This window comes from Pedobacter zeae, from assembly GCF_014196715.1.
Taxonomy (GTDB): Bacteria; Bacteroidota; Bacteroidia; order Sphingobacteriales; family Sphingobacteriaceae; genus Pedobacter; species Pedobacter zeae.
In genome coordinates this window covers 1,079,652-1,093,058 of the sequence record NZ_JACIEF010000001.1, presented here as the reverse complement: position 1 = coordinate 1,093,058, position 13,407 = coordinate 1,079,652, and the positions used below count along the sequence as shown (strand labels likewise).

The 13,407-nt window shown below is 38.8% G+C and carries 8 protein-coding genes and 1 other RNA gene; 7 read left to right on the top strand and 2 right to left on the bottom strand.

Going from position 1 to position 13,407, the window contains the following annotated elements; translation table 11 throughout:
* Nucleotides 1–4 precede the first annotated feature (4 nt).
* Both GGQ60_RS04555 and GGQ60_RS04550 read left to right on the top strand, forming a co-directional pair.
* Complete coding sequence (locus GGQ60_RS04555; RefSeq protein ID WP_183760295.1) at nt 5–667, top strand: YdeI/OmpD-associated family protein; 663 nt, start codon at nt 5–7, stop codon at nt 665–667.
* A gap of 237 nt (nt 668–904) precedes the next feature.
* Nucleotides 905–2,221, top strand: a complete 1,317-nt coding sequence (locus tag GGQ60_RS04550; protein ID WP_183760293.1) for an OmpA family protein — start codon at nt 905–907, stop codon at nt 2,219–2,221.
* A 368-nt stretch (nt 2,222–2,589) separates the two neighbouring features.
* Here the strand turns inward: GGQ60_RS04550 and GGQ60_RS04545 are convergent, their stop codons facing one another.
* Nucleotides 2,590–3,888 carry a DEAD/DEAH box helicase gene (locus tag GGQ60_RS04545; RefSeq protein ID WP_183760291.1) on the bottom strand — a complete coding sequence of 433 codons (1,299 nt, stop codon included), beginning with the start codon at nt 3,886–3,888 and terminating at the stop codon, nt 2,590–2,592.
* 312 nt (nt 3,889–4,200) lie between these two features.
* On the opposite strand from GGQ60_RS04545, the gene GGQ60_RS04540 reads away from it, so the two are divergent.
* From GGQ60_RS04540 to rnpB, 3 genes are all read left to right on the top strand, one after another.
* Complete coding sequence (locus GGQ60_RS04540) at nt 4,201–4,362, top strand: hypothetical protein (protein WP_183760289.1); 162 nt, start codon at nt 4,201–4,203, stop codon at nt 4,360–4,362.
* A 510-nt stretch (nt 4,363–4,872) separates the two neighbouring features.
* On the top strand, nt 4,873–5,895 hold the full coding sequence (locus GGQ60_RS04535) for a S66 peptidase family protein (protein WP_183760287.1): 1,023 nt from the start codon (nt 4,873–4,875) through the stop codon (nt 5,893–5,895).
* Between the two features lie 131 nt (nt 5,896–6,026).
* An RNA gene (rnpB, locus tag GGQ60_RS04530) (RNase P RNA component class A) lies at nt 6,027–6,423 on the top strand.
* Here the strand turns inward: rnpB and GGQ60_RS04525 are convergent.
* Entirely contained in the window at nt 6,423–7,301 is an 879-nt protein-coding gene (locus GGQ60_RS04525; protein ID WP_183760285.1) for a polyphosphate kinase 2 family protein, read from the bottom strand. The genes rnpB and GGQ60_RS04525 overlap by 1 nt on opposite strands.
* A 142-nt stretch (nt 7,302–7,443) precedes the next feature.
* Between GGQ60_RS04525 and GGQ60_RS04520 the strand changes: the two genes are divergently transcribed.
* Both GGQ60_RS04520 and GGQ60_RS04515 read left to right on the top strand, forming a co-directional pair.
* The gene (locus tag GGQ60_RS04520; protein WP_183760283.1) at nt 7,444–9,897 is read left to right on the top strand and encodes a transglycosylase domain-containing protein; all 2,454 of its coding nucleotides are present in this window, start codon (nt 7,444–7,446) and stop codon (nt 9,895–9,897) included.
* 175 nt (nt 9,898–10,072) lie between these two features.
* Nucleotides 10,073–13,246, top strand: a complete 3,174-nt coding sequence (locus tag GGQ60_RS04515; protein WP_183760281.1) for a peptidase MA family metallohydrolase — start codon at nt 10,073–10,075, stop codon at nt 13,244–13,246.
* Nucleotides 13,247–13,407 lie beyond the last annotated feature (161 nt).

Genomic DNA, 13,407 nt, shown 5'->3' with positions numbered 1-13,407 from the left:
TGACATGAAGAACCTGCTTTTAAAAAAACTTCAGATTAAACCGAATTTTAAAGTTAAAATAGTTGATGCTCCAGAAAATGCTGCTGCTGTATTTGGAGATATCCCATCAGATGTGGTGATGCATTACCAGGATGCAGCTGATTTTAACGCACTGATTACTTTTTCTATCAATAAAGCACAATTAAACGCGCAGATTAAAGATAATATCGGGTTTATGGATGCTAAAACGATATATTGGGTGTTTTATCCCAAAAAGACGTCAAAGATACCATCAGACCTGGAATTGATGAAAAGCTGGGAGGATTTGGACGTTTTTGGCCTAAGGCCATGTGCTGCCGCCGCTGTAAACGAAACCTGGACAGCACTCAGGTTGAAATTCATCTCAGAAGTAAAAACATCAGGCATTCGGAACGATGATATTAAAACCAACGAATTTGGCGACTATATAGATCCGGTAAACAAAACCGTGAAACTGCCTGAAGATTTACAAACACTTTTAGCTGCTCATACCGGGGCTTATGCCTATTTTAACACGCTTGCCTATTCTCACAAAAAAGAATATGTACTTTGGATTTTAACCGCAAAGCAGGAAAAAACACGTAGCAGCAGACTGGAAAAAACGATAGAAATGCTGTTAAACCGGAAGAAAAATCCATCAGATAAATAAAATTCCAGCGCAATAAATTCAATCAAAATGGCGTTATTGTACAGAATACTATACAAAAAAGAAAGTAATTGCCGTTGTTGCGTAACTTTTTCGTGAAATATTTTTCAGCCCCTAATCTTCTGATAAATAGGCTATTTGTATAAAAATTAGGTCTTTTGGCAAGATTTTTTCTTAGCCAGAGTAAAACAGTACGATATAAAAACTGTTAAGACACTAATATTTAAAAAATAGAAAAACATGAATACGAGAATTACTAAATCAACAATGTTGGTTGCCTTACTTGGATTATCATCACAATTATTTGCACAGGAAACGCCTACAGCGTCTGGTCGTTTCTCTCCTACCCAGTTCCGCACCTGGTCGGTAGGTGTACACGGAGGTTTGTTAACCCCAAGAACCATTTTCGGCAATTCGAACCATCAGTTCGAAACTCCTGTTGAGCATATCGGTTACGGTGGTTATATTAAAAAACAAATTTTACCACAATTGGGTGTTCAGGCTGATTTCTTAGCCGGTAAAGTTGAAGAACTAAGAGTATCGAACGGCGCAGGTGGTTTTATTGCAAACACAGGTTACAAAACCAACATTCAATGGTCTGGTGCTTTATCTGCAGTGTGGAATGTAGCTAACATCAACATCAATCAGGAAAACGCAATTTTAATTCCTTATTTAAAAGCAGGTGCTGGTTATATGTCATCTGGTGCTACTACAACACCAGCGAATACACAAGATGCTGGTTACTATAGAGAAGGCTGGTTTGTACCGGTTGGAGCAGGATTAAAATTAGGTGTAGCTAAAGGTATCAATATCGATTTAGGTTACGACGTGAATTTTGTTAAATCGGCTAAATTCGATGGCGTAAATACAGGTACTAACGATAGATTTGCTTATGCTCATGCAGGTTTAGAGTTTGCATTGGGAAGTAAAGATAAACCTCAGTTGCAAAACTATAGCTCGTTGGCCAACCTACGCAAACAAAGTGCTGAAGAAAGTGCTGAATTAAGAAGAGCATTATCAACCGCAGAGCAAAATGCACAACGTGATAGAGAACAATATGCTAAAGATCTGGGCGACGATGACAATGATGGTGTAGCAAACAAATTCGATAAATGCCCTGGCACTCCTTCAGGAACAGTTGTTGATGGTTCTGGTTGTCCAATCAAAGTTCAACGTGAGGTAATCAAAGAAACTAAGGTAATTACTGAAGAAGATCGTAAAGTGGTTAAAGATGCAATTTCAAACTTAGAGTTTGATTTGGGTAAATCAACCATCCGTTCAAAATCTTATGCTACTTTAAACCGTGTTGCCGGATTATTGGTAGAGAAAAACTTTAGTTTAAAATTAGCTGGCCATACTGATAATACTGGCAGCAGAGAATTAAACTTACGTTTATCAAAAGAAAGAGCCGAAGCAGTAAAAGCTTATTTAGTATCTCAGGGTGCAAATGCATCACGTATCGAAGCTACCGGTTACGGCCCTGACCAACCAATTGCAACCAACAAAACTGCAGCTGGTCGTCAACAAAACCGTCGTGTAGAGTTTACTCTATATTAACTGTAAATAACGGTTAACAAAAAAAGCTCCCTAAAATAAATTTTAGGGAGCTTTTTATTTTTATGAAAACGCTGTAGTTACCAAGTCATGCTGACCGTGATTGGCTATTAATCTGCATTTGATAATTTTTCATGTGTAAATAACATTTTGAAATATTGAAAAGTCAAGATCGTTATGCTGCATTTATTTCACCAGCAGAAATAGTGTTTTCAATTGCCTTGTAGCTACATCGTGCTCAGCATCTTCCTGCAAAATAGCCCCTGAAATAAATCCAGGGTGACGACCAGAAATAAAACCATTTATGAAACATCTTCAGCACAGATTATTAATCAAACCATGATGAACTGGTCCTGGTCAGGGAAATATGATTAAGACAAGCCCTTTTTCTTTTTGTAAGTCATTTTAGCTTTTGTACCTGCACTATAATTGTAGTTTTTCACGTTGCTGGCTTTTTTTTCATGAAAAGCAGCGCCCCGCTCATCATCGGTATCTTCAGCACCGGCTTTCTTTTTCTTAGGCTTAGCAGCCACATCAACCACCTTTAAATCTTCTGGTAATTCAATCACTTCCAGTTTCTGGCCAATGGCCTGTTCTATTTTGCGCACTTCAATCAGCTCGATATCCGTAGAAAAGGTAATTGCTATCACTTCTTCTTCGCCTCTTTTAACAATACGCTGTATCAATGTTTCTTTTTGCTCAGGCAGTTCGAAGTGTAAAAGAATAGGGATTCCCTGAAGGTCTAAATCTCCAAGATTTTCATTTGCGACGATTAAAACCCTGGCACTGGGATGATCTTTAAAGTCTTCAATATCATCGTAACCCTTATCATCAAAAAACAGGGGCCGGTAAATGCTGATCTCTCCCGTTTTATTAACATTAAAGTTTTTATATACCGTTTGTGCCGTTAAGCGTGTATTGACAAAAACCACTACCTTATCAAAAACTTCGGTATCAGCTAATAATAAGGTAAGCAGGTTCAGTTTAGTTCGGAAATTAGGTACCTGATATAACATTTGAGGATAAACCTCAGCACGTTCAGTGCCAATTTCATCTACTTCAACCGTTGCTGCCGAATCTTTCATGAAAGGAGAAATCATGTGTTTCAGCTTATCGTGAATTACTTCCGTAAATACTATATGTTGCGATTTATAAGCACTGTTTGCCAATTCTACAACCGGTAGCTGTAAGCCTTTTTTCACAATAAGTTCGGCATTATCAACAATAAACAACTGAATTTTATTGGTATTCAGGGCCAGTTTTAAATATAAGGCCCGTGCCCTATCAGGAACAGCTACAATAATATCGCAGCCATCGGTTATTTCATTCATCTGTGTATCAATCGCGCCACGGCTATCGATTCCCAAAATCCTGAAGGTACTGTTGCGGTTAAGCAATTTAAACTGCTCCAATACATGATCTACATGCTCGGCATCAGGCACTAAAATCAGGGCCCTTGGTGCTTCTTCAAACGCATACTTCAATTTCATCAAAGTAGCTAAAACATAGGTTGTGGTTTTTCCGGAACCCTCAGGGCCTACCGCCAAAACATCCTGACCTCCTAAAATCCGCGACATGGTTTTAACCTGGATTTCTTTTGGGGTTAAAAATCCGGCATCCGTCATGGCCGCTACAAGTGGTTTACTAAGTTTTAATTTATCTAAAGACACAGTTGCTGTTTTAATGATTAAAATGCAAATATCCTTAAAATAATTAGCTTTTCTGAAATTGAATTTAATGCCAGCTATACGGATCTCCCTAACCTATGGCACTTTAAACCAGTAAACTGTTTATCCAGAGCACAGTAAGTAGCTTTTTTAATTCCCATTTATTTTTTTTAAAAAATAAAACACTGAAAATAAAGCACTTGCATCAAAACACAAATAAATACTACTAAATAGATAGATATTATATACTTAATTTATATATTTGCTGAACATTAATTAAAAAGAACAATGTCGAACAATTAAAAAGCTAAAATCATGTCAATCTATTTTCAATACCCTACTATTGATGAATATCAAACCCTTCCTTATCCGGCAAAAGAAGAAAAAGAAGCGTATGAATACATAACGGATGAAGATAGGATAATTAAAGAGCAGTTTTTAGAGCTAAAAGATTATTTGACACTAAAACAGTTATAAAATTAGGCCAGTTGACCGATTGGAAGGTTGGGGTTTCATAAATCCTTTACAATGGTTCGAATCCATTACTAGGCCGCAAAGTGTATCTCATAGCACTTTACCTGATTCTGCTCAGTCAGGTAAGATTTGGTTATCTTATATTTGTTTTGTTGTTAGCAAAGGCTATCCGCGAGGGATAGCCTTTAACTTTTCCGGCTATCCCTGGTGTTGAAATCAGGTCGGCATTTACCACACAATACCCGTGCAATGAATCAGGGCGACTGATCGAAGCCTGGCATTATCCCCAAATTACTGGTAAAAGCCAGACGATTTCTTTTTTAGAGATTATTTTTCATCAATCTCCAAACATTTTATTTCAATTAGGGTTATTTATACAATTCACATTATACTAATCTTTTACAGATTATTTGTTTGGTTTAAAAAGGGATTTATGGATATAAATCCCTTTTCTTTTTTGCCAATATTTTAAATCATATATTAGCCGTATCAACCAAAAAAATCTCCTTTTAAATGAATAGAAAACATTTTCTTTCCTCATTTATTACCGCTGTAACAGTTCTACCTGCATTTAAAGCGCTGGCAAACACGGCAGAAAATGAAAGCTCATCATTTAAAACACCTCCGTATTTGAAACCCGGCGATACTATCGGAATAACCAGTCCGGCAGGTTATATCACGTTAGAACAAACGCAACCTTCGGTTTTACAGATGCAAAATTGGGGGTTTGTTATCAAAATTGGCGATACCATCGGCAAACGCGATTTTACTTACGGCGGAACAGATGAGGAAAGGTTGGAAGATTTTCAGAAAATGCTTGATGACCCCAATATCAAGGCAATAATGTGTGCCCGTGGCGGTTATGGTTTTGTAAGGATTATTGATAAACTTGATTTTTCTTCCTTTAAAAGAAACCCGAAATGGATCATTGGTTTTAGCGATATTACCGTATTACATTGCCATTTGGCCAGAAATTACGGTATTGCATCAATTCATTCAAAAATGTGCAACAGTTTCCCCGACGATTGGAGCAAGGCTGAACCCATACAGATTGACACCATATTATCTATAAAAAATGCTTTGATGGGCGAACAGATCGCCTACACCGCTCCTGTTAACAGCAATAACCGGATGGGAAAAGTTGATGGCATTTTGGTTGGCGGTAACCTGAGCATTATCGAAACACTCGCAGGAAGCACTTCAGATCTGGATACGAAAGGCAAGATCCTTTTTGTAGAAGATACAGGCGAATACCTTTATAGTATTGACAGGATGTTGTGGAATTTAAAGCGCAGTGGCAAATTGAAAAACCTGAAAGGCTTAATTGTGGGCGGTTTTAAAGTGAAACCGGATGATGCGGGTGAGGAATTCGGTAAAACCATCTATGAAATCGTTCTCGAAAAAGTTAAGGAATATCAGTATCCCATTGCCTTCGATTTTCCCGTTGGCCACCAACGGAATAATTTTGCCTTAAGATGTGGTGTAAACCATACCTTTATCGTAAACGAAACCGGTACAACCTTACGAACGGTATAGGTATTCTTCCTATGGCCAACCATTAATCATTTATGGTATTTTTGATGTTTAAACTTGGTGTACAGCATAGCTTTCAATAATTTTTCGTGTTCTTAGTGCCTTTGTAGTCAAAAAACACCATCTTTGCGCAAAATGCAGGTTGTTCTATCGCTGTCCGGATTTATCTGGAGAGAGGAAAGTCCGGGCAACACAGGGCATCCCGCTTTCTAACGGAAAGGGATTCAGGAATGAAAACCTGAATTACGGATTAGTGCAACAGAAAATATACCGCTCCGACTTCACGTCGGAGTAAGGGTGAAAACGTGCGGTAAGAGCGCACGAGCATTGCAGGCGACTGCAGTGGTTTGTAAACCCCGGGAGTTGAAAGACCAAATAGGCTAACGTCCCGATTTTATATCGGGATAAAGGGCTGCCCGTCCGATGTTAGTGGGTAGGTCGTTAGAGATAAACGGCAACGTTTATAGTAGATAAATGATAGAAGCCTGAGCAATCAGGAAACAGAACCCGGCTTATAGACCTGCATTTTTTTATTCACTTAGTAAAATATTCTTGGTTTCACTAAGTTTAGCTTTTTCTTCCTCTCCCAATACCGGAAATTCAAGATTTAAACTTTTTAGTTTATCTACAATAATTTCACTGATGGCCAACCGGGTAAACCATTTTTTATCGGCGGGTATAATATACCAGGGCAATTCTTCGCTACTGGTGGCATTGATTGCATCTTCGTAAGCATTCATATAGTCGTCCCACAAGGCCCTTTCCTTAATATCTCCGGAAGAAAATTTCCAGTTTTTGGTTGGGTCTTCTATCCTGTCCAAAAAACGTTGTTTCTGCTCCGCCTTGCTTACATTCAGAAAGAACTTTAGAATTACCGTTCCGTTGGCAGTTAAATGTTCTTCAAAGTTTTTAATGCTTTTATAACGTTGCTGCCAGAATTTTTTGTTCACCTTTTTTACATCTGAAAAACCAGGAATATTTTCGTTCAATATATATTCAGGATGTACTTTACAAACCAAAACATTCTCATAGTGCGACCGGTTATGGATACCGATCCGTCCGCGCTCAGGCAAGGCCTTGTAATGTCTCCATAAAAAATCATGCTGGTATTCCTTAGACGTAGGTACTTTAAAACTGTAAACCTGGCAGCCCTGCGGATTTAGCCCGCTCATTACATGTTCTAAAGCGCTGTCCTTCCCAGCGGCATCCATGGCCTGAAAGATGATCAGCAGAGAATATTTTCCTGATGCATATAATTTTTCCTGCATGTGGTTAAGTTCTATTTTCGAATTTACCAACGCATCTTTTGCTTTCTCTTTATTGTAGCCGCCGGTAAAGTCGGTTTTATGGTTTTTTAAGGAAAATTTCTTGTCGCCCTGTACAATTAAGCCTTTAAATTCGTTTTTCATGATCAAGTATGGTTTAGATAAATTGATGCAACTGTAATTTAAATATAGAACTAAAAAATAAGTAAATTAAATACGTTAATTTGCATATAGAGTTTTTTATATTTAACGCCACAGTAATTACCTAAAGATTGCCCTGTCTAATATGTTTAAAGAGATAAAAAACAAGTATTTACGTTATTTCACCATAGTTTTATTTTTTATAATAATTTTCTTTTCTGCGCTTCAGCTAAATTTTTTATGGTTGTTTGGCTATTCTCCAAGTGTTCATGACATCAAAGCACCTACCCTTCGTGTAGGCTCAGAACTTTACACAGCAGATGGAAAACTCATTGGACGGTATTTTAAAGAGAACAGAACTCCGGTTAGCTACCAGGAAATTGCTCCCAGTGTAATACAGGCACTGGTAGCCACAGAAGATGTACGTTTTTACAAACATTGGGGTATCGATGTACAGGCGGTAGGCCGTGCGGTGATAGGTTTGGGTAAAGATGGTGGCGCAAGTACCATCACCCAGCAATTGGCAAAAAACCTTTACCGTACACGTTACAATAAATCGCAGGGGTTATTGGTTAAAATCCCTTTGGTAAGAACTTTAATTGTAAAATTAAAAGAATGGCAAACTGCGGTAAAATTAGAGGCTAATTATTCTAAAAACGATATCATTACGATGTACCTCAATACTGTTTCGTTTGGGAACAATACTTACGGAATAAAAACAGCCAGCCGGATTTATTTCGATAAAGAAGCTAAAGATTTATCCACTACCGATGCAGCCACGCTGGTGGGCATGTTAAAAGGTACTACCCTATATAACCCAACCAAAAACCCGGCGAAAGCATTGGAAAGGAGAAATGTAGTACTTGCACAAATGAATAAGTACAATTACCTGAGCAAAGACAGTTTGGCGGCATTATCAAAAGAACCCATCAAATTAAAAGAGGGTAAAATGCAGGATGGTAGTGACGGCGACTCTTATTTAAGGGCAGCCGTGGCAAAATATTTAGAAAAATGGTGCACGGATAATGGTTATGACCTTTATGAAGACGGATTAAAAATCTACACGACTATCGATTCCAAACTTCAAAAATATGCCGAAGAAGCTGTTGCCGATCAGATGAGGATTTTGCAACGCAGGTTTTACAGTGTTTGGGGTAATGAAGATCCATGGTACGATTCAGAAAAACAAAAAGTAGATTACCCGGACAGGGCAATGAAAAACCTGCCAATTTACGCGCTTTTACAAAAGAAATTCCCGAATAACCCTGATTCTGTTAAAGCCTATTTCAACAAAAAGAAGAGGATGCAGATATTTACTTACAAAGGCGATCGCGATACCCTGTTCTCGACCATGGATTCGATCCGTTATTACGGAAAAATCCTGAACACAGGCATGATGACCATGGAGCCGGCCAGCGGAAAAATTAAAGTTTGGGTGGGTGGTATTAACCATAACTTTTTCAAATATGATCATGTTAACCAGTCAAAACGCCAGGCGGGCTCTACGTTTAAACCTTTCGCTTATTTAACTGCTTTGGAACAAGGCATGAGTCCTTGCGATAAATTTACCGATAAACCGGTTAAAATTGAGTATCAGGATAAGGGGGAAACCAAATACTGGGAGCCAAAAAATGCCGATTACAGTGTTTCTTACCGCGAAATGAGCTTACGCTGGGCCATGGCTAAATCAGTAAATACCATTACTGCCCAGGTTACCGAAAAAGTAGGTTGGGATAATGTGGTTAAATATGCACATGAGTGCGGTATCGATAGCCATTTAGAGTCTGTCCCATCAGTAAGTTTAGGATCAAACGATGTTACCGTTTACGAGATGGTTAAAGCCTATGCTACGTTCATGAACAAAGGGATTAAAACCGATCCTATTTTGGTAGAAAAGATTACCGATCAGGACAATAATGTAATCGAAGAATTTAAGCCTAAAACCAAGCGGGTGTTAAGTGAAGAAATTGCCTGGTTGATGACCTATATGTTTCGTGGTGGTATGGAAGAACCCGAAGGTACTTCGCAGGCGCTATGGGAATGGCCTAACCTGTTTAAGAAAAATAACCAGATCGGTGGAAAAACAGGCACTTCTTCTGATTATGTAGATGCCTGGTACATGGGCCTGACCAAAGACCTGGTAACCGGTGTATGGGTAGGATGTGATGAAAGAACTGCACATTTTAAAAATGGCGAACAGGGCGAAGGATCGAGAACGGCTTTACCAATCTTTGCCAAGTTTATGGAAAAAGTATACCTCGACCCTCATTCTGGCTATACCTACGGACCGTTCCCCAAAGCAACCGTTGATATTACCCGAACCTATAACTGCCCTAGTCCAAGAATTGTAAGGGATACCAGCGCTACAGATAGTGTAGCAGTCGATTCTGCAGATTTTAATGTTCCTACAGAATTACCGGTGACTGAAGTACCCGTAACTCCGGACCCCGAGGTTAAAAAAGAAGAGAAGAAAACAGAACCTGCTCAACCGATTGTTACCCCTACTGTACCACTAACCAGAAAAGAAGAACGCGAGCTGAGGCGAAAACAACGTCAGGAAGAGAAAGAAAGGAAGAAAAATGAAAATAACAACCAGTGATCGTTTTTCAGCCCGAATGAAACGAATCATTTATTACCTGGACAAAAACAGGTAATAAACTTTTAAAAAGTGTTAAAATTTCAATACTGTTTTAAACAATTGCTATTTTTATTTTCCAAATCCTTTACATTTCATTTTTGCAAATTATTGAACTACAACTACTAAAACCACACACATGAAAATAGGCTCTACCACATTAAAGCGATATGCCTCTTTATTGCTCCTGCTTATTCTTTCTTTTTCTGTTAAAGCACAATATTTCGGACAGAATAAGGTGAGGTATAAAAAACTCGACTTCAAGGTTTTACAAACACCTCATTTCGAGATTTACTATTACATCAAAAATGAAAAACTTTTAAAACGTTTTTCTCAAGATGCTGAAACCTGGTATAAAATGCACCAGGAGGTTTTTAGAGATACTTTTTTAAAGAAAAACCCGATCATTCTATACAATAACCATCCCGATTTCCAACAAACAACAGCACTTAACGGAGAAATAGGCATTGGAACGGGTGGGGTTACCGAAGCTCTTAAAAACAGGGTAATTATGCCTGTTATGGAACTTAACAGTCAAACCAGGCATGTTTTAGGTCACGAGCTTGTTCACGCTTTCCAATACCACCTGCTACTCGAAAAAGATTCAATCAGCCTTGAAAATGTTGGCCAAACACCACTTTGGATGGTTGAAGGGATGGCCGAATACCTGTCAATCGGGAAAAAAGACGCATTTACCTCCATGTGGATGCGCGATGCCATGCTGAACCGCGATATTCCTTCATTAAAAGACTTAACCAATTCCAACAAGTACTTTCCTTATCGTTATGGTCAGGCCTTTTGGACTTATATCGGTTCGCAATATGGTGATACCACTATTGTGCCTTTATTTAAGAATACCGCAAAATATGGTTATGAAAACGCTATCAGGTATACTTTCGGATATGATGATAAAACGTTGTCGGGCCTTTGGAAAAACTCCATTGATGCACATTACAAACCAATGTTAAAAGCAGATAGTTCGCAGATTAAGATTACGGGTACAAAAATCATCGACAATAAGAACGCAGGTAATATGAACGTGGCTCCTGCGCTTAGTCCTGATGGAAAATACTTGGCTTTTATGTCTGAAAAAGACCTTTTTGGCATCGATCTGTTTCTTGCTGATGCCAAAACCGGGCGTATTATCAGGAAATTAAGCAGCCAGCTTTCTAACGGACATATTGATGATTTTAACTTTATCGAATCTGCCGGTGCCTGGTCGCCAGACAGTAAACAGTTTGCTTTCAGTATTTTCAGTCAGGGGAAAAACCAGATGATGATTATCAACGTGGCTAATGGAACAACAGTATCTCAGATTCCTATGGCCCAGGTGCAACAATTTGGCAATTTAACCTGGTCGCCAAACGGAAAAGATATTGCTTTTTCGGGTATGGTTGAAGGTCAGAGCGACATTTTCTCTTATAACCTCGATACCAAAGAGGTTACGCAGATTACTAACGACGTTTATTCTGATTATGCACCAAGTTATTCACCTGATGGCAAAAAACTGGTATTTTCTTCAGACCGGGCAGCTATCCAGGCCAATGTGATTAATGCAGTATTTCCGATCAACCTGGCTGTTTATGATATTGCTTCAAAAACGGTCACCAATCTTGATGTTTTTCCGGGAGCAAATAACTTAAATGCACAGTTTTCTGCCAACAGCCAGAACATTTATTTCCTTTCCAACAGAGACGGTTTCAGAAACTTATATAAATACAATTTCGCGGATAACACGGTAGATCAGTTGACCGATTATTTTACCGGTATCAGTGGGATTACCGAATTTTCTCCGGCCATTTCAGTATCCACAACCGACGAAATAGTGTACAGTTATTACCGTTATCAACGCTATACTTTATATAACGCTAAATTAAGCAGCTTTAAAGCAAAACGAATCGGTAACCAGGATGAAAATTTCGATGCTGCAATCCTCCCTCCTATGGAAAATATCGGGGTAAACATCATCAATTCCAACCTGAATAATTTTGATCGTTTTGAAAAAACCGTTGCCGATTCGATGAAGACGGTACCTTACAGGCCCAAATTCAGGTTAGATTATCTGGCTAACAGCGGTGTTGGCGTTTCTACCAGCCGTTTCGGAACAGGTATTGCCGGCGGTATTGTGGGGATGTTCAGCGACATTTTGGGTACCAATCAGATTGTGGCAAACTTATCGGTGAATGGAGAAATTTATGACTTCGGTGGTTTGGTAGGTTATATCAACCAAAAAAGCAGGATCAACTGGGGAGCGGCCATTTCACATATCCCCTATGTATCAGGGTTCAGATCCTATGGTTACGAGAATATCCCTACGGGCAACAACCAAACCATTAATGCCCTCGCCGACAGAACCGATATCATCAGAACTTTCGAAGACCAGCTACAGGTTTATGGGGCATATCCATTTAGTAAAATACACCGTTTTGAGTTAGGTGGTGCATTTTCTCATTATAGCTACAGGATTGACAGGTACAGTAACTATTATAATTCATTCGGAAACTATATTGGTTCTGATAAGAGCAGGATTTCTAATGATGTAGCTTCACAAGATTATGGTATCCCCTTCAATTCGTTTACGCTCTATCAGTTAAATGCTGGTTTTGTTGGCGATAATTCTATTTTCGGCTTAACCGCTCCGCTTGATGGCTACAGGTACCGTGTAAGCGGTGAAAAATACCTAGGTACCTATAATTTTGCTGGTGTAACTGCTGATCTCCGTAAATACTGGAGAGCAAAACCGGTAACTTTTGCGGTAAGAAGTTATAATACTTTTAGAATTGGTAAAGATGCCGACAGGCTTTATCCGATGTACCTTGGTTATCCTTATTTAATCAGAGGTTATGAATCGAATTCGATTTACAAAAGTACCTCCGCACAATCGTCCGAATCTTTTGATATCAACCAGCTAACAGGAAGTAAGATAGCAGTTTTCAATTTTGAGGTCCGCTTACCTTTTACTGGTCCAAAGAAATTAACAGCAATCCCATCGAAGTTTTTATTTTCGGATCTGAATTTGTTTTTTGATGCGGGTTTAGCGTGGACCAATGATACCAAGGTGAAATTTAAGAGTGAGCCGACCTATACTACAGAAACCTTATTAGATAATAAAGGAGTGCCGGTTAAAGATGACAAAGGAAACCCGGTTACCTACCTGGCTACAACAGAGCGTGTGCCGGTGATGAGTGTTGGTGTATCGTTGCGGGTAAATGTTTTTGGCTACTTTGTATTAGAACCCTACTATGCAATTCCTTTTCAAAGAAAAGACGTTAAAGCCGGGGTATTTGGTTTAACATTTGCACCAGGCTGGTAATCAATTCTTCAACTCAATTCTGGTTTCGTAAACGGTAAAGAAGCCTGGATACTTGGAAAGTTGAACTATGCAAATTTGTAACTATTGGAAACAAAGAGGTTAATTTTAACCATCAATTACTAAAAAATAATACATACAATGCCTGAATGATGGGCTTCAGG

Bases quoted from the DNA above. Each gene is read 5' to 3' on its own strand.
- GGQ60_RS04555 (WP_183760295.1), top strand. From the start codon at position 5: ATGAAGAACCTGCTTTTAAAAAAACTTCAGATTAAACCGAATTTTAAA.
- GGQ60_RS04550 (WP_183760293.1), top strand. From the start codon at position 905: ATGAATACGAGAATTACTAAATCAACAATGTTGGTTGCCTTACTTGGA.
- GGQ60_RS04540 (WP_183760289.1), top strand. From the start codon at position 4,201: ATGTCAATCTATTTTCAATACCCTACTATTGATGAATATCAAACCCTT.
- GGQ60_RS04535 (WP_183760287.1), top strand. From the start codon at position 4,873: ATGAATAGAAAACATTTTCTTTCCTCATTTATTACCGCTGTAACAGTT.
- GGQ60_RS04525 (WP_183760285.1), bottom strand. From the start codon at position 7,301: ATGAAAAACGAATTTAAAGGCTTAATTGTACAGGGCGACAAGAAATTT.
- GGQ60_RS04520 (WP_183760283.1), top strand. From the start codon at position 7,444: ATGTTTAAAGAGATAAAAAACAAGTATTTACGTTATTTCACCATAGTT.
- GGQ60_RS04515 (WP_183760281.1), top strand. From the start codon at position 10,073: ATGAAAATAGGCTCTACCACATTAAAGCGATATGCCTCTTTATTGCTC.